This window comes from Azospirillum argentinense (genome assembly GCF_000632475.1).
Taxonomy (GTDB): domain Bacteria; phylum Pseudomonadota; class Alphaproteobacteria; order Azospirillales; family Azospirillaceae; genus Azospirillum; species Azospirillum baldaniorum.
The window spans coordinates 1,531,530-1,547,645 of sequence record NZ_CP007794.1; the positions used below are offsets into that span (position 1 = coordinate 1,531,530).

General features: G+C 70.8%; 16 protein-coding genes. 9 read left to right on the top strand and 7 right to left on the bottom strand.

Features of this window, described 5'->3' with window-relative positions:
• Positions 1–48 precede the first annotated feature (48 nt).
• From ABAZ39_RS21015 to ABAZ39_RS21025, 3 genes are all read right to left on the bottom strand, one after another.
• Positions 49–537, bottom strand: coding sequence for a PTS sugar transporter subunit IIA (locus ABAZ39_RS21015; protein ID WP_040134680.1), 489 nt, complete (start codon positions 535–537; stop codon positions 49–51).
• 477 nt (positions 538–1,014) lie between these two features.
• On the bottom strand, positions 1,015–1,959 hold the full coding sequence (locus ABAZ39_RS21020) for a D-2-hydroxyacid dehydrogenase family protein (protein WP_040134682.1): 945 nt from the start codon (positions 1,957–1,959) through the stop codon (positions 1,015–1,017).
• Positions 1,959–2,942: a phosphoribosylaminoimidazolesuccinocarboxamide synthase gene (locus ABAZ39_RS21025; protein WP_040134684.1), complete on the bottom strand. Its 984-nt coding sequence runs from the start codon at positions 2,940–2,942 to the stop codon at positions 1,959–1,961. Before ABAZ39_RS21025 ends, ABAZ39_RS21020 begins: the two co-directional genes overlap by 1 nt.
• Positions 2,943–3,038: 96 nt before the next feature.
• Here ABAZ39_RS21025 and ABAZ39_RS21030 point away from each other — a divergent pair, with 96 nt between their 5' ends.
• On the top strand, positions 3,039–3,764 hold the full coding sequence (locus ABAZ39_RS21030; RefSeq protein ID WP_040134686.1) for a 4'-phosphopantetheinyl transferase family protein: 726 nt from the start codon (positions 3,039–3,041) through the stop codon (positions 3,762–3,764).
• Here the strand turns inward: ABAZ39_RS21030 and ABAZ39_RS21035 are convergent.
• Positions 3,754–5,475 (bottom strand): FHA domain-containing protein, encoded by a 1,722-nt coding sequence (locus ABAZ39_RS21035; protein WP_247881672.1) that lies wholly within the window; start codon positions 5,473–5,475, stop codon positions 3,754–3,756. The genes ABAZ39_RS21030 and ABAZ39_RS21035 overlap by 11 nt on opposite strands.
• 311 nt (positions 5,476–5,786) lie before the next feature.
• On the opposite strand from ABAZ39_RS21035, the gene dacB reads away from it, so the two are divergent.
• The 4 genes from dacB to ABAZ39_RS21055 all read left to right on the top strand — a co-directional run bounded on the left by dacB (position 5,787) and on the right by ABAZ39_RS21055 (position 9,971).
• Positions 5,787–7,253 (top strand): D-alanyl-D-alanine carboxypeptidase/D-alanyl-D-alanine endopeptidase, encoded by a 1,467-nt coding sequence (gene dacB, locus ABAZ39_RS21040; protein ID WP_040134691.1) that lies wholly within the window; start codon positions 5,787–5,789, stop codon positions 7,251–7,253.
• Between the two features lie 236 nt (positions 7,254–7,489).
• Complete coding sequence (locus ABAZ39_RS21045; RefSeq protein ID WP_040134693.1) at positions 7,490–8,122, top strand: chemotaxis protein; 633 nt, start codon at positions 7,490–7,492, stop codon at positions 8,120–8,122.
• A gap of 5 nt (positions 8,123–8,127) precedes the next feature.
• The gene (locus ABAZ39_RS21050) at positions 8,128–8,949 is read left to right on the top strand and encodes a class I SAM-dependent methyltransferase (RefSeq protein ID WP_051658317.1); all 822 of its coding nucleotides are present in this window, start codon (positions 8,128–8,130) and stop codon (positions 8,947–8,949) included.
• Positions 8,946–9,971 carry an endonuclease/exonuclease/phosphatase family protein gene (locus ABAZ39_RS21055; protein WP_040134695.1) on the top strand — a complete coding sequence of 342 codons (1,026 nt, stop codon included), beginning with the start codon at positions 8,946–8,948 and terminating at the stop codon, positions 9,969–9,971. Before ABAZ39_RS21050 ends, ABAZ39_RS21055 begins: the two co-directional genes overlap by 4 nt.
• Here the strand turns inward: ABAZ39_RS21055 and ABAZ39_RS21060 are convergent.
• The 3 genes from ABAZ39_RS21060 to panD all read right to left on the bottom strand — a co-directional run bounded on the left by ABAZ39_RS21060 (position 9,926) and on the right by panD (position 11,427).
• On the bottom strand, positions 9,926–10,498 hold the full coding sequence (locus tag ABAZ39_RS21060) for a hypothetical protein (RefSeq protein ID WP_040134696.1): 573 nt from the start codon (positions 10,496–10,498) through the stop codon (positions 9,926–9,928). The two genes, ABAZ39_RS21055 and ABAZ39_RS21060, sit on opposite strands and share 46 nt — an antisense overlap.
• A gap of 70 nt (positions 10,499–10,568) precedes the next feature.
• The gene (locus ABAZ39_RS36240; RefSeq protein ID WP_040134698.1) at positions 10,569–10,811 is read right to left on the bottom strand and encodes a hypothetical protein; all 243 of its coding nucleotides are present in this window, start codon (positions 10,809–10,811) and stop codon (positions 10,569–10,571) included.
• 181 nt (positions 10,812–10,992) lie between these two features.
• A complete protein-coding gene (gene panD / locus ABAZ39_RS21070) occupies positions 10,993–11,427 on the bottom strand; it encodes an aspartate 1-decarboxylase (protein ID WP_014197945.1) in 435 nt (144 codons plus the stop codon).
• A gap of 341 nt (positions 11,428–11,768) precedes the next feature.
• Between panD and ABAZ39_RS33235 the strand changes: the two genes are divergently transcribed.
• From ABAZ39_RS33235 to ABAZ39_RS21090, 4 genes are read left to right on the top strand one after another with little or no spacing between them, the layout of a single operon-like run.
• Positions 11,769–12,302 carry a chemotaxis protein CheW gene (locus ABAZ39_RS33235; RefSeq protein ID WP_247881673.1) on the top strand — a complete coding sequence of 178 codons (534 nt, stop codon included), beginning with the start codon at positions 11,769–11,771 and terminating at the stop codon, positions 12,300–12,302.
• Positions 12,299–13,771 (top strand): CheR family methyltransferase, encoded by a 1,473-nt coding sequence (locus tag ABAZ39_RS21080; RefSeq protein ID WP_040134701.1) that lies wholly within the window; start codon positions 12,299–12,301, stop codon positions 13,769–13,771. The genes ABAZ39_RS33235 and ABAZ39_RS21080 overlap by 4 nt, the downstream gene beginning before the upstream one ends.
• Positions 13,771–14,397, top strand: coding sequence for a chemotaxis protein CheW (locus ABAZ39_RS21085; RefSeq protein WP_040134704.1), 627 nt, complete (start codon positions 13,771–13,773; stop codon positions 14,395–14,397). The genes ABAZ39_RS21080 and ABAZ39_RS21085 overlap by 1 nt, the downstream gene beginning before the upstream one ends.
• On the top strand, positions 14,394–16,070 hold the full coding sequence (locus ABAZ39_RS21090) for a methyl-accepting chemotaxis protein (RefSeq protein WP_040134706.1): 1,677 nt from the start codon (positions 14,394–14,396) through the stop codon (positions 16,068–16,070). Before ABAZ39_RS21085 ends, ABAZ39_RS21090 begins: the two co-directional genes overlap by 4 nt.
• The last annotated feature ends 46 nt before the right edge of the window (positions 16,071–16,116 follow it).

A 16,116-nucleotide genomic window follows, 5' to 3' on the forward strand; every position in this document is an offset into this window, starting at 1 on the left:
TATAGGAAGGATGGGGGTCCCTCGCCGCGCCGGCCAGACGTCGTCAGGTCAGAAATCGTCGTCGTCAAGCTCCCGTTCGGCGTTGGGGGGGAGCGCCTGCCGGACGAGCTGCACCACCGTGTCGGGCGTCTCCGCCTGACGCAGCTTGCGCAGGGATTGCGGATCGCGCAGAGCCTTGCAGATCTCGCCCATGACGGGGAGCAGGCCCTTGCGGGTCGCGGTCGGCCAGAGGACGAGGAAGAACAGGTCCACCGGCTCGTCGTCGCGGGCCTCGAAATCGATGGGTTTGCGGAGCCGCGCGAACAGCACCAGCGGGTCCTCGGTCCCGCGCAGTTCCGTGTGGGGAAGCGCCACGCCCTTGCCCAGCGCCGTGGAGCCGATGTGCTCCCGCGCCTGCAGAGCCTTGAGAATCTCCTCCTTGGGGGCTCCGATGCGGCTGGACGCCTCGGTGGCGAGAAGGTCGAGCAGGGTTTCCTTGTTGGCCGGCCCTGCATCGAGAATGACGTTGTGTGCGGACAAGAGGTCCGAGATGTTCATTCCTGTCTCCATGGGTGGCAAACCTTCCGTCTCCTGTCCCGACCGTCCGCGGTCCGTGCCGGGATGGCCGTGAACCAACAGACTTCCAATCAAATTCGGCACGCCTTGTCCACAGCGCCAATCGTCGCCGGGACCGAAGGTCGCCCCACCCAACGGACACGCGCCCCCGGCAGGGCCCGCGCCTCGCACCACACTCCGTCCATCTCCCCTGCCGCAGGCTCCACACCCATTTTGGGAATGGAATCGCGCCCCGCAAGTGGCGGGGGTGCCATCCATCTACGTCTTGGCCGCGGCTGTAATCCCACAATCCGTGCTGCGGGAGCGAAAAAGCGGACGGGCGGGGCGGGACGGCACCGCCGGGAGGGCCGATCCGGGAAAGACACGGAAGCCTGAAAATTATCAAGGGCTTGCGCCCATGGGGGACGCCCCGCCCTCCCCCACGTCGTGGGGAAAGGGCGGGGCGGTGGCGTCCCGTCCTTACGCGAGCATCCGCACCGGCTCGCCGGCGTGCCAGGCGAGGATGTCGTCCAGCGCGTCGCGGTAGAAGACCTCGTAATTCTCGCGGGTGACATAGCCCAGATGCGGCGTCAGCACCGTGTTCGGCGCCTCCAGCCAGGGGCTGTCCACCGGCAGCGGCTCCACGGGGAAGACGTCCAGCCCGGCGCCCGCGATGCGATGCTCGTGCAGGGCCGCCAGCAGGGCGTCCCCGTCCACCAGACCGGCGCGCGACGTGTTCACGAAGAAGGCCGAGGGCTTCATCGCGTCGATGTCGTCCGCCTCGACCACGCCGCGCGTCCGCTCGCCCAGAACCAGATGGACGCTGACGATGTCGGAGGTGGCGAACAGGTCGCGCTTGTCCAGCCGGGCGACACCCGCGGCGGCGGCCCGCTCGTCGGTCAGGTTGGGGCTCCAGGCCGCGACCTCCATCCCGAAGGCCTGGCCGACCCGCGCCACCTGGGTGCCCAGCTTGCCCAGCCCGACGAGGCCGAGGCGCTTGCCGGCCAGCCCCTGCGTCAGGCCGGCCTGCCAGCGCCCGGCGCGCAGGCCGCGCTCCTCCTGCGGGATGCGCTTGACCAGCGCCAGGATCAGGCCCCAGGTCAGTTCCGCCGTCGGGGTGCCGACCATGCCGGTCCCACAGACGGTGATGCCGCGGGCCTTGCAGGCCTCAAGGTCGATGGCGTTGTTGCGCCCGCCCGTGGTGACGAGAAGCCGCAGGTTCGGCAGCGCGTCGATCAGCGACGCGGGGAACGGCGTACGTTCCCGCATGATCACCAGGACGCTGTAGGGGGCGAGCGTGCCCGCCACCTCCTCCGCCGGGATCGGCCGTTCGAAGACCGTCAGCGCGCTGCCGTTGGGCAGGCGATGCCACTCCGCCAGATCGCGCGCGACGTTCTGGTAATCGTCGAGGATGGCGATCTTCATCACGGCTTCGCGAAATAGGGCGCCAGATTGGCCCGGATGCGCTCCACCGCCGGCGTGACTTCCGTGGGAACCTGGAAGGTCTGGCCGGTGATGGTCTCGAACGCCTCGATGTAGATGCGGGCGGCCTCAAGCACGACCTCCGCCGGGATTTCCGGGATGGCGTCCGTGTAGGGGTCGCAGCGCTGGGTCACCCAGCTCCGCACGAAGTCCTTGTCGAAGCTCTCCGGGCGCTGCCCGGCCTCGTACCGCTCCGGATAGCTGGCGGCGAACCAGTAGCGGCTGCTGTCCGGCGTGTGGATCTCGTCGGCCAGGATGATGTTGCCGGCCTCGTCGAAGCCGAACTCGTACTTGGTGTCGACCAGGATCAGGCCGCGCGCCGCCGCGATCTCGCGCCCGCGGGCGAACAGGGCCAGCGCCTTCGCCGTCACCTCGTCCCACTGGGCCTGGGTCAGCAGCCCGCGCTCCACGATCTGGGCGGCGGTCAGCTCCTCGTCATGGCCGGCGTCGAACGCCTTGGTCGTCGGGGTGATGATCGTCTCGGGCAGCTTCTGGTTCTCGCGCAGCCCGTCGGGGAAGACGTGGCCGTACATCTCCCGCCGACCCTTCTTGTACATCGTCCACAGCGAGGTGCCGGTGGTGCCGGCCATATAGTCGCGGACCACGATCTCCACCGGCATGATGGTCAGCCGCTTGGCGACCACCACGTTGGGGTCCGGGTATTCCAGGACGTGGTTCGGGCAGAGGTCCTTGGTCGCCTCGAACCAGTAGCGGGCGATCTGGGTCAGCACCTGCCCCTTGAAGGGGATGGCGGTCAGGATGATGTCGAAGGCCGACAGCCGGTCGGTGGCGATGATGACGCGCCGCCCGTCGGGAAGGTCGTAATTCTCGCGCACCTTGCCCCGGTAGTGGTTGGGCAGCTCGGGAATGGCGGCGTCCTTGACGACGTTGGACAGATGCGGAGCAAGCTGAGCGGTATCGACCATGGTTCCAGATCCGGCAAAAGGGAGGCGCATGATAGCGCAATCGCCGCGCGGGGCCAGCGCGGTTATAGTCCCGAATCCGGGGAATGGGGACATCCGATGCGGGAAACGGAAGAAATTCAACTCTGTTATGCCGACCTGCGCGGGCTGGCGCACCGGCTGGAGGCGTTCTGCGCCCTGCTGTCCCCCGACGAGGCGGCGCGGGCCGCCCGTTTCGCGACGGAGGAGCTGCGCACCCGCTGCGCGCTGCGCCGCGGTCTGCTGCGCCATCTGCTCGGACGGGCGATGGACCGCGCCCCGGCGAGTCTGGCCTTCGCCTACGGGCCGATGGGCAAACCCTCTCTCCCCGGCGGGCCGGCCTTCAACCTCGCCGACTGCAAGGATCACGTGCTGATCGCCATCGCTCCCGGTGCGGTCCCCCATGAAACGATGGAACTGGGCGTGGACATCGAACGGCTGCGCCGCCTGCCGGACGCCGCCGGAATCGCCGAGCGCTTCTTCGCGCCGGAGGAGCGCGACGCCTTCGCGGCCCTGCCCGAGGCGCTGCGGGACGAGGCGTTCCTGAACGGCTGGACCCGCAAGGAGGCCTTCATCAAGGCGACCGGCCAGGGGCTGTCCACACCGCTCGACCGCTTCGCGGTGGAGCTGACGCCGGGCCGCCCCGTCCGCCTGCTCAGCCTGGACGGCGCGCTGGAGGCCGGACGTGCCACGGACTGGTCGCTGTTCGACCTGCGCCCGGCGCCGGGGCTGGTCGGCGCGCTGGCGGTGCGCGGCGACGGCTGGCGCCCCGTGTTTCGACCGCTGGACGAAGCGTTCAGCACTTGATGATTTCCCAGGCGATGCGCGCCGGCTCCTCGCCCAGCTCCGTGGAGCCGATGACGATCTCGCCGCGCGGCGGCAGCGGCAGCGGTTCGCCGGGCTTCAGCCGCCGCGGCTCGGCCACCCCCGGCACGGCGATCTGGGTGCCGTTGCGGCTGAGATCCTCCACCACGAAGACGCCGTCCTGACGCGACACCGCGGCGTGCCGCCGCGAGGCCGAGGCGATGTCCAGGACGAATTGGCACTGCGACGACCGCCCGATGACGAGCTGGGTTCCGTCCTCCGGAATCGCCCGGGTCTGGCCGCGCCAGAACAGGACCAGCCGCTCCGCCGCCGCCTTCGACACGTCAATCAGAATCGTCTCCTCGGTCGCCCGCGTCACGACCTCCCCGGCAGGGGCGGCCAGCAAGGGGATGCCGAGCGATCGTTCGGCGTCCGGAATCGCGGCGATCTTGGCGATCAGCCCCTCGGCCAGCGCGCGGGGGATGCCGGCGGCGCGCAGGCGGCGGCCCAGGCCGCTGCGCACGTCGTCCGTGCTGACGCCGGGGGCGACCAGCTCGCGGGCCGAGGTGATGCTCTCGAACTCGGTGGCGACCTGCCGGATCAGGACGCTGAGCTTGTTGCGCCCGAAGGGGCTGGTGGCGAGGTCCAGCAGATAGCCGATGCGCTGGGCCGGCGCCGGCAGGCGGGTGGCCAGACGCTGCACCGCCATGTCGAAGGACGCGTCCTGACCGCCGGAACTCCACACCGTCTTGGCGCGCCGGGTCAGCGCCTCCGCCATGCCGGCGCCGCCCAGGAAGCCGTCGAAGTTGGTCAATCGGTCGACGATGATGCCGAAGGCCTTGCCCTCCGCGGCGGTGCCGGTGCGGGTCAGCGGGGTCAGGCCGGCCAGACCGCCCTGGATGCGGCGCAGCAGCGCCTTGCGCGTCTCGTCGAAGCCACCGCCGCCCAGCGCGTTGGACAGGGCCAGCAGTTCGTCGGTGAAGGGAAGCCGATCGTCGAGGTCGCCGTGCATCGCCGCGATCAGGCTTTGCAGCGCCGCCCCCAGGTCGGGCGCGTAGCCGATCAGCGCGCGCACCGGCTCCCGCCCGTCCACCGTTTCCGCCAGCACCTGGTCGAGCAGGCGACGGTTCGCCTCCTCCTCCCCGTCCTCGCGGTGGAAGCGCAGCAGCGCCTTGACCTTGCCGGGCCAGTCGCGGCAGGGCTCCAGCACCGCGGCGAAGGCGTGGGTGACCAGCCGGTCGCGCTCCTCCGGCGGGCGCTCCGCCGCCGCCGCCAGCAGGCCGGCCACCCCGCCGCGGGCCAGCGCCGCGTCGAAGGGCGCCAGCGTGTCCGACGCCTGCGCCATCTCCTTCAGCCGGGTGAACAGCCGCATGAGCTGGTCGTGCCGGTCGAACGGCTTCACGCCCAGCAACGGCGCCTGAAGCGTGGCGAGCCGGCTGACCGCCGGATTGAACAGCAGGGCCTCCCGCTCGAAATAGCGCAGCGGGTAGTAGCGGTGGAGCTGCTCGGCCGGGATCACCGCCTGATCGTCCCAATAGCCGCGCAGCAGGCGCAGCAGCAGCATCCGGCTCTCGTAGGAGAAGAGTTGGAGCGCGTCGGTGCAGAGGCTGGCGGGCCCGACGTCGGTCTCGTCGATGGTGGAGATGGTGGTCGGCTTGCCACCGCCGGAGCTGGACTTCTGGAAGATGACCTCTTCCTTGCCCGCCTGATTCACCTTCAAAATCCGGACAACCGGAAATTTCGCAAGACGAAGCAAATACGCCGCGCGTTCCCGGGCCGCGGCCTCGTCGGGAAAGACCCCGTCGATGTTGGGTTTTCCGCCCTGGTCGACGACCACTTCGAACGTGAGGCTGCGGCGCCGTGACATCATGGGCTTTTCAGCTCTTTCCCCAGAGGCGTGGCGTCTTTTGAGGACTTCATCGTACGGTAAGCGGACTTTCCGCGCAGCAAGATTCCTGGCCCGCCCCAGACCCGGCCAACGATTGACGCGGATGCCGGCCGGGGCTTTGCGCTAGACTGGCCGCCATGCGGCTACCGACCTTCTCCATCCTGTTCCTGCTGGCCTGCCTCACCGCGGTGTCGGCCTGCGCGTCCCCCTATGGCGCCACCGGTCCGGACGACCGGGCGGCGATCGCCCGCAACGGCTTTTCCGCCGATGACGTCGGCTACGTGCTGTTCGATCCGGACAGCGGCGCCGTCCTGGCGGAGCGGCAGCCGGCCAAGCCCTTCGCCCCGGCCTCGGTCGCCAAGCTGCCGGCGATGGCCGCCGCCCTGGCTGTGCTGGGGCCGGACCACCGGTTTGAGACCACGCTGCACATCACGGGGCGGCTGGGAGACGGCGTTCTGGACGGCGACCTGATCCTGAAGGGCGGCGGCGACCCGTCCCTGTCCAGCGAAGGGCTGACGGAGCTGTTGCGCGACCTCGGCGCGCTGGGCGTCACGCGGGTGACCGGGCGCTTCCTCTACGACACCTCCGCCCTGCCCGAGATGCCGGAGATCGACGCCGGGCAACCCTGGACCGCCGGCTACAACACCGGGGTCGGGGCGCTGTCGCTCAACTTCAACCGCTTCCGCTTCGACTGGGCGCGCCCCGCCGCCGCCGGGCAGCCGGTGCGGGTCAGCGCCTGGTCGGTGTCCGACGCCGGGCGCGTGCCGCTGGACAGCGTGACGGTGCAGCTCGGCGCCGGGGCCGGGGCCGCCTTCACCCCGCTCATCGCCATGGATGGCGAACCGGCCAATGGGGAGCCTGGGGGCGAGCGCTGGCGCTTCGCCCCGCAGCCGGACATGGCGGCCAGCCTGTGGCTTCCGGTCACCCGCCCCGGTCTGGCGGCGGCCCACGTGTTCCGCCGGCTGGCCGCGGAGGCGGGGATCGCCCTGCCCGCGCCGGCCCCCGGCGCGGTGCCGCCGACCGCCACGCTCGCCGCCCTGCACCGCAGCGAGCCGCTGGAGATCCTGGCCCGGCAGGTCCTGCGCTATTCCAACAACCTGTCGGCGGAGCTGATCGGGCTGGCTGCGGCCCGGCGGCTGGACCCGGCGGTCCAGACGCTGCCAGAGTCGGCGGCGGTGCTGACCGCGCCGGCCATGCTGGCGGCCCCGCGCACCGACTGGACGGGGCTGCGGCTGCTCAACCATTCGGGGCTCAGCGCCGCGTCGCGGATCACCCCGGCCCAGACCATGGCGCTGATCCAGGGCGCCGGCCCGGCGGTGCTGGCCCTCCTGCCGGGCGAGGACGAGGGCAAGGTCCTGCCCCCCGGCGTGCGCGCCAAGTCAGGCACGCTGGCCTACGCCAAGGCGCTGGCCGGAACGCTGAAGACGGCGGGCGGGCGCACGCTCGGCTTCGCCTTCTTCGTCACCGACGAGGCGCAGCGCGCCGCCATGGACCGGGCGATGGACCGCCGCATCGCCGAAATTCCGCCGGAGGCCCGCGCCTGGCTGGCCCACGCCCGCAAGCTCCAAGCCGACCTGCTGGAGTTGTGGATCGCCGGTTTGTGAGGGTCTTCCCCCCTCTCCCGCCCCGGGAGAGGGTGCCCGCGAAAGCGGGCGGGTGAGGGTCGTGCGAGGATTGAAGCATGATCCTTGGTGGCACCCTCACCCTTCCCACGCCTGCGGCGTGGGCCCCTTCCCTCTCCCGGGGCGGGAGAGGGGGCAATCGCGCCCGCAACCGTGACGCTTGGCGAAGGGCGACGGTCGGTTGTACACTGCGACCGAATGTCCCACCGAGGTTCTGGATGCCGATCACCCCGCGCGCGCGCCGACTCCAGCAGGGTTCCGACACACCGGACATCGCGGCCAACCGCTACCACGACCGGCAACTGGGCGCGGAAGTGGTCAACATCGTGGTCGGCGGCTGCGTGGTCAGCGACGACCCGAACGTCGTCATCACCACCACGCTGGGCTCCTGCATCGCCGCCTGCCTCTTCGATCCCGTCGCGGCGATCGGCGGGATGAACCACTTCCTGCTGCCCGACCACAACGGCGACCGGCTGTCCATCTCCTCCCGCTACGGCAGCGCGGCCATGGAACAGCTCATCAACCGGCTGCTGGCGGCGACCGGGCGGCGCGACCGGCTGCGCGCCAAGATCTTCGGCGGGGCCAGCGTGAACGGCGCGCCGCGCAGCTCCGGCATCGGCCAGCGCAACGTCGAGTTCGTCATGGAGTATCTGGCGGCCGAAGGCATCCCGACGATGAGCTGGGACGTCGGCGGCACGACGGCCCGCGCGGTCCGCTTCTACCCCACCTCGGGCCGCACCCAGCGCCGCCTGATCGGGGAGGAGACGGTGCGCGACATCGCGCGGTCCGAGACCTCCTTCATGGACCGGCTGCGCAAGACCGGGATCGATGGCGACGTGGAACTGTTCTGATCCCCATGCTCCATGGATTGTCCCGCCTGCTGCCCGCGATCGCGGACCAGAATCTCGACGAGGCCGCCGTCTACCGGCGGGAGTCGCTGTACGAGCGTCCGCGCTACGAGGGCGCCCGCGGCCTGATCCCCGCCGCCGGCCCCCTGCTCTGCCCGCTCTGCGGGCGGGAGGCGGCGCGTTTCCTGCCCTTCGGCCTGGGCGGGCGGCGCAACGCCCGCTGCCCGGATTGCGGGTCGCTGGAGCGTCACCGCTTCCTGTGGAGCTTCCTGGCGGAGCGGACGGACGTGCTGCGGCGGTCGCTGCGCATCCTGCACACCGCTCCCGAACCCTGCCTGGAACCGCTGCTGCGGGCGCGGCACGGCCGGCGCTACGTCACGCTGGACCGCTTCAACCCGGCCGCCGACGTGCAGGCCGACCTGACCGACCTGCCCTTCCCGGACGGCCGTTTCGATCTCGTGCTGTCCAGCCACGTGCTGGAGCATGTCCCCGACGACCGCGCCGCCCTGCGCGAGATCGCTCGTGTGCTGAAGCCCTCGGGCCGCGCCGTCCTGCTGTTCCCCTACGACCCCAAGGGGCCGACGCGGGAGGACCCGGCGATGGACACCCCCGCCAAGCGGCTGGCCGCCTTCGGCCATCCCTATCACTACCGGATTTATGGTACGGATACCCCCCAGCGCATGGCCGAGGCCGGGCTGGACGCCACGCTCGTCTCCTCCACGGCGATGCTGAGCGCGCACCGGCGGCGGCGGCGGCGCATCAACCGCAACCACCTGTTCCTGGCGCGCCCGCGCGCCGCGGCGGGCCGGGCGTCCGGGGAGGGGTCATGAGCCGCAGCAGCATCCGCATCGCCACCTTCAACCTGGAAAGCCTGGACGACACCGGCGACCTCTCCTTCGAGGAGCGCGCCGCCGTCCTGCGCCCGCAGCTGGAGCGGCTGGACGCCGACATTCTGTGTCTTCAGGAGGTCAACGGCCAGCGCGCGGCAAAGGGAGAGCCGCGGACCCTGCGCGCGCTGAACCGGCTGCTGGAGGGCGGCCCCTACGCCGATTTCCACCGGACTTCCGGCGGCGAGGGGACCAAGTTGGCCGACCGCCACAACCTCGTGCTGGTCAGCCGCTGGCCGATCCTGGCGGCGCGGCAGTACCGGCACGATCTGGTGCCGTCCCCGCAGGTCCGCATGGTCACCGCCGACCCGGCCCAGCCCGGCGGCGACGCCGTGACCTGGGACCGCCCGGTGCTGCACGGCGAGATCGAGCTGCCCGGCGGGCGGCGGCTGCACGTCTTCAATCTGCATCTGCGCGCGCCGATCGCCGCGCCGGTGCCGGGGCAAAAGAAGAACGCCTCCACCTGGAAGAGCGTCGGCGGCTGGGCGGAGGGCTTCTATCTGGCCTCGATCAAGCGGGCCGGACAGGCGCTGGAGGCCCGGCTGGCGGTGGAACGGGTGTTCGACGCCGACCCGCAGGCGCTGATCCTGGTCGCCGGCGACCTCAACGCCGAGATCGAGCAGACCCCCGTCCGCATCATCCGCGCCGACCTGGACGAGACCGGCAACGGCCATCTCGCCGGGCGGTCGCTGGTGCCGCTGGAGCGCTCCGTCCCGGAGGAGCGGCGCTTCACCGTGCTGCACGGCGGCGACGCGGTGATGCTGGATCATCTGCTGGTGTCGCGCGCCCTGCTGGGCTGGTTCCGCTCCGCCGAAATCCACAACGAGGCGCTGGGCGACGAGTTGGTCGCCCACGCCACCGTCAGCCATTCCCCGGAAAGCTACCACGCACCGCTGGTCGCCCGCTTCGAGCTGCCGGATCAGACGGTGACGGAGACGATGGCCCCCGGCGAACCGGCGCCGTAGGACCCCGCGGCACGGGGAACGACGGCCGGGGCGGTTCCCGTCGGACCGCCACCCGCCGCGGGCAATGGTCCGGTGGACGGGGCGCCGCCCGACGGGATAGTGCCGTATCCCGATCCGACACTCCGTCCGGCTCCGCCCGGCGTGGCGGTACCGCCGGATGGCGCGGTCCCTTTGCCGGTGTCGTGGCCTTCCGCCGCCGCATCGCTCGCGACGCCGAGGCGGCTGGCGGTGCGGCGGTATTCCTCCACCACCTGTTGCGCCGGGATCTGGTTCTGGGTTTCGCCCGACGAGCGGTCGCGGAAATAGATGACGGCCAGCCGGGCGCCCTGGTCGTAGCGCAGGACCGGGCTGATGTAGCCGCCGGCCACCACCACGGGATCGGACGCCGCCGAGGCGGATTGGTTCGCAACGCTGGACGCGGTTTGGGAAGTCGGTGCCGCAGCATCGGCCACGGATGACGGCGTCGGAACCGCCGATGCCGGAGTCGGCCGGTTCGCCTGGATGCCGGAAACGCTTCGGATGTCCATGGCTGGCCGCCTTTCCCCTGCGGGCCCTGCCCCGGACCAGCCGGGCGGGCCCCGATTGGACGACGCGCGATCAGACCGTGATGTTGAGGTTCTGTCCGCGGGTCGGGGTGGTGTTGCCGCCCGACGCCAGGGCTTGCTGGCTCTGCTGCGCCTGCTGGTCCTGGGCCTGGACCTGCTGACGGCGATCCTCTTCGGCCTTCTGGGCCTGCTGGTTCGCGTCGGTTCCCCGTGTCTGCTGCAGGGCCGCCGGCCCGCTGCTCAACGGTGTCGTGAAAGGCTGCTGCTGATAGCCCCCTATGCCGCTGACGCCCATGACACGCACTCCTCGCTGTCCGCACTCCCACCCAGGTAGAGTAGGCAAAAATTGCCGCGCGTTCAAGTGGGACTCACGGCCTGTCCCTCGCAAGACACGCGCAAGTCGCCCAACCGCTCGCTTAGCGCGTGGACTCGCTCAGACCCGCTTCTTTTGTTTGCGGGAGGTCGGAGCCGGCGGGTCAGGCCGGTTCCGGCTCCAGAAAGGCGCCCTCACGAATCGCGAAATCGAACCGTCCGCCGTCCAGCGCCGTCACGTCGTAGGTCAGCGAACGGTCGATGCTGTTGTCGGCGTTGAAGGTCAGCACCCGCGGCCGCAGCGTCGCCAGTTCGGTCGGCTGGCAGTACCAGGAGGCGGCGATGATGACCTCGTCCCCCGGCTGGCAGCTCCGCGCCGCCGAGCCGTTGAGCACGCAGCAGCGCGAACCGCGCTCGCCATAGATCACGTAGGTGCTGATCCGCGCGCCGGAATTCTTGTTCCAGATCTCCACGAACTCCAGCGGGTAGATCCCGACCGCCTCGCAATGCTCCGGATCGAGGGTGATCGACCCCTGATAGTTCAGGTTGGCGTCGGTGACGCGCAGGCAGTGAAGTTTCGCTCGAACAACCTTGATCATGAAGCCCCTCCCGGTCGGTGGCCGCGGGCCGGACGGCGGCCGGGGATGTTTGTAACCGCAACTGCGAAAACAGCAAGCGTTCCGGCGCCCACGGTATGACCGGTGTCATACCGCTACCTTGGGCTGAGGCTTTTGCCTTTGGTGGTATTTCCATCCCGGGTGCGATGCGGCATGTTCTGCGCCGGTTTCAAGCCCCCCCGGCGTCACCCAACAAGGCGTCACCCAACAATAGGATACAGGGCCGGGCTGCGCGTCTCGGACCCGGCAACCGGCTTCGGCCGACAACCGAATCAGGAAGGTGTGCGCCCGCGATGGCTGCGACGGCATCCGCGACACGGTACGTGATCTTTTCCGTCTCCGGCAGGACCTTGGCCCTGCCGGCGGACTCCGTGCGCCGGTTCCTGCCGCTGCCCCGGCTCGACCGCCCGCCGGCGGCGCCCGCCGTGGTCGCCGGGCTGTTCCGCTACCAGGGCCGCGCCGTCCCGGTCCTGCGGCTCGACCTGCTGTTCGGCTTCGACGCCGCGCCGCCGGAGCTGTACGCGCCGCTGTTCCTGACCGACTGGGACGGCCGTCCGCTGGCCCTGCTGGCCGACCGGGTGTTCAACATCCTGCCCGTCCCCGACGCGGAGCGGACGGCGGCCGACCCTGGCCTGTCCTTCAACGGCTGCGCCGTGGCGACCATCCCCCATCATGGTCCCCACGGCGGGCCCCATGATGGCGGAACGGCCACGGTGATCGATCCCACCCGTCTGCTGACCGAGGCGGAGGGCCGGCTGCTCGCCGCCTTCCAGGCCATGGCCGACGAGCGTCTGGCCAGGCTCGGCGCCCCCGATTCCGAAACCGGCAATTCCGAGATTGGCCAGGAGGCCCGATGAACCGCATCGACGCCATCCTGCGCGATCCCGTCTTTCCCCGGATCAAGGCCGCCGTCATCGGGGCGACCGGGCTCGCCTACTACGCCGACAAGGACGCCGCCCTGGCGGAGCGGATCAACCGCCGCCTGTCGGACAAGCCGACCCTCGGCCTCGCCGCCTATCTGGCGCAGCTCGCCGCGGAGGGGCCGACCGGGCCGGAGTATCAGGCGCTCATCAACGAGCTGACGGTCGGCGAGACCTTCTTCTTCCGCTACGCCGAGCAGTTCGAGGCGCTGTGCGCCGTCGCCATCCCGGAATGCCTGCGTCGCAACCGGGAGAGCCGCCTGCTGCGCATCTGGAGCGCCGGCTGCTCGATCGGGCCGGAGGCCTACACGCTGGAAATCCTGCTGAAGCGGCATTTCGCCGACCAGCTGCGCGACTGGCAGGTCAGCATCGTCGGCACCGACCTGAACGCCAGCTTCATCGAAACGGCGCGGCGCGGCGTCTACGGGAACTGGGCGGTGCGCGGGCTCGACCCGGCGGTCCTGGCGGAATGCTTCGACCGGCAGGGCGACCTGTGGGCGGTCAAGCCGCGCTTCCGCGAATGGACGAGCTTCTCGGTCTTCAACCTCGTGGACGGGCCGCTGCCCAACTACCCGCGGGGCCTGGGCGCGCTGGACGTCGTGCTGTGCCGCAACGTCATGATCTATTTCGACGAGCCGACGCGCACCCGCCTGCTGGACAACCTGCACGAGGTGCTGGTCCCCAACGGCTGGCTGGTGGTCGGCCATGCGGAGACGGGGCAGCAGGTCAACAGCCTGTTCACCCCCGTGCCGGTGCCGGGCGCCACCATCTACCGCAAGCCGCGCCCCGGCTGCGCCCCCGCAACGGCTCTTCCGGCGGCCCCCATGGCGGCGCTGCCCGCCTTCACGCCGTCCGTCCCCGTCGAGCCGCCTCCTGCCGAGTCCAAGCCCACCGAGTCCAAGCCGCCTGAACCGAAGCCCGCGCAGAAGCGGAGCACGGCGACGGACTCCGCCGCACGGCTGCGCGCCACCACGGCGAAGCCGACGCCCGCCCCCCTTCCCGCCCCGCAGCCGCCGACGGCGTCCCCAGCCGGCACCCCTGCCGTGGCCGACGGCGACCGGGCGGCGGCGCTGGACGCCTGCATCGCCCTGGCCGAGCGCAACCGCCTCGACCCCGTGGTGCATTTCCGGCTGGGACTGCTGGAGGAGGAGCTGGGCGTCGGCGACCCGATCGCCGCCTTCAAGCGGGCGCTGTATCTGGATTCCGACTTCGCGCTGGCCGACTACCACTTGGCGCTGGCCTACTGGCGGCGCGGCAAGCTGGCCCCGGCGCAACGCCACTTCCGCAACGCCCGCGCCACCGTCGCCGCCCACGACGCGACGGAGCTGGTGGCCGAGGGCGGCGGCCTGACCGTGGCCGAGCTGCGCAGCATGATCGACCTCTGGTTCTCGGGTGAGGAGCCGTGATGGACGACCGGACCGGAGCCGGAGAGGCGGCCGATGTGAAAGACGCCATCGACTGGGACGCCGTCCGCGCGCGCCTGGCCCGTCAGGGCCGGGAGACGGCGGAGGCCGCGGCGCCGGGCGGCGCCTGGGCCGACGCGCTGCTGCGCCGCCGCGCCGAGGATCTGGCGCTCGTCCCCTCCGCCGACGAGGCCAATGCCGCGGCGGAGGCCGAGGCGCCGATCGCCCTGCTGGTCGGGCGCGGCGCCGACGGGTCGTACGGGCTGGACCTGCGTCACCTGTCCCGCATCGTTCCGCTGCCGCGGGTGGCCCGCGTGCCCCACGCGCCGCCCGAACTGCTGGGGCTGATCGCCATCGACGGGCGGGTGATGCGCCTGTTCGACGTGGACCGGCTGTGCGGGCGCAACGCCGTTCCCGCGGGTGGCGGCTTCGCCGTCGTGCTGCGCGGCGGGGAGCGTCCGGTGGCGCTGCGCCTGCGCACCGTGGACACGGTGATGGAACTGGATGGGACTGACGCGAAGGCACCGCCGGAAGCCGGGTCCTTCGTCACCGCCATCACCCGGGGCCGCGTCGCCGTGCTGGATGTGCCGGCGATCCTGGAGACGCTGAGGAGCATGAAAGAAGAATGAAACTGAAGGTCAAGCACAAGCTGATGCTCAGCTTCGGGGTCGTCTGCCTGCTGACCGGGCTGCTGGCGGCGTTCCAGATGATGCGGTTCGCGGACGGCATGAAGGTCATGATGGGCATCGCCACCTACGACATCCAGGTGTCGGAGGCGGTGCGCGAGATCGAGGTGACCGAAAGCAATCTGCGCAGCCTGCGCGAGGCGGCGACCCACGCCGCGGCGCTGGCCCAGATCCAGGGCAGCGTGCCGGACATCACGCAGCTGCGCCAGCGCTACCGCGACGGTTCGATGATCATGTTCGACCAAGTCAACAAGCTCAAGCGGATCGCCGCCGAGCGGGCCGAGGAGGGCACGACCGAGGACCGCCGCCGCATCTGGGGCGAGCTGGTCGCCCAGATCAACAGCTTCGACCAGTATTCGCACCGCATGCTCGAAGAGGCCAACACGCTGATGGAGCGGGTGGCGGCGGGGACCGAGCCGGAGGCGCTGGCCCGGCTGACGCGGGTTGAGGAGATGCGGGTGGCCATGGCGGGCCAGCTGTCCGACCTGCACAGCGACATCAGCCGCCTGTCGGAGGCCGGGCGCCAGAACATCCGCGCCCTCTACGACGACGCGGTGCGCTCCTCGATCCTGGCGCTGATCATCGTGGTGGCGCTCGCCGTCGCCATCGCCATCCTGATCGGCAGCTCGGTCACCAAGCGGCTCGGCACCGCCATCGGCTACGTCACCCAGGTGGGCAAGGGCGACCTGACCAAGACGGTGGTCGTGCCCGGCGACGACGAGCTGGCCGAGCTGGGCACCCACCTGAACGAGATGACCGGCAACCTGCGCAGCATGGCCAGGACCACCCGCGCCACGGCCGAGAGCATGCACGCCGCGACCGCGCAGATCCGCGCCTCGACCCAGCAGCAGGCGGCCAGCGTCGCCCAGCAGCTCGCCGCCGTGGAGGAGACGACGGCGACTCTCAGCGAGATCACCGAATCCGGCGCGCAGATCAACCGCCGCGCCCAGGACGTGGCGCAGAACGCCCAGGTCGCCGCGTCCAACTCCGAGACCGGCCTGAAGGCGGTGGAGGACACCAATCAGGCGATGGACGCCATCCGCGAGCAGGCGGAGGCCGTCGCCGAGAACATCGTCATCCTGTCGGAGCGCACCCAGGCGATCGGCGAGATCATCCTGACCGTCAACGACATCGCCGAGCGCTGCCACCTGCTGGCCCTGAACGCCGCCATCGAGGCCGCCGCCGCCGGCGAGCACGGCCGGACCTTCGCCGTGGTGGCGAGCGAGATCAAGAGCCTCGCCGACCAGTCGAAGGAGGCCACCGCCCAGGTCCGTTCCAACCTCAGCGAGATCCAGCACGGCATCAACGCCTCGGTCATGCTGACGGAGGAGGCGGTGAAGCGCGTCGGCGCCGGCAAGCGCCAGACCGACGCCACCCAGTCGACCATCCGCGACCTCGCCGAGAGCGTGCAGGAGAGCGTGCTCGCCTTCCAGCAGATCGTCGCCGGGACCAACCAGCAGCAGATCGGCCTGGAGCAGGTGATCCAGGCGCTCCAGAACATTCGCGAGGCGAGCAGCCAGACCGCCGCCGGCACCCGCCAGCTCGAAGGGGCCGCCACCAACCTCAACGATCTCGGCCAGGGTCTGGTCGAGGCCGTGCGGAACTACCGCGTGTGACCATGGCGACGGCACGCGGCGGCATGGGCCGCGACGAGGGCACGGA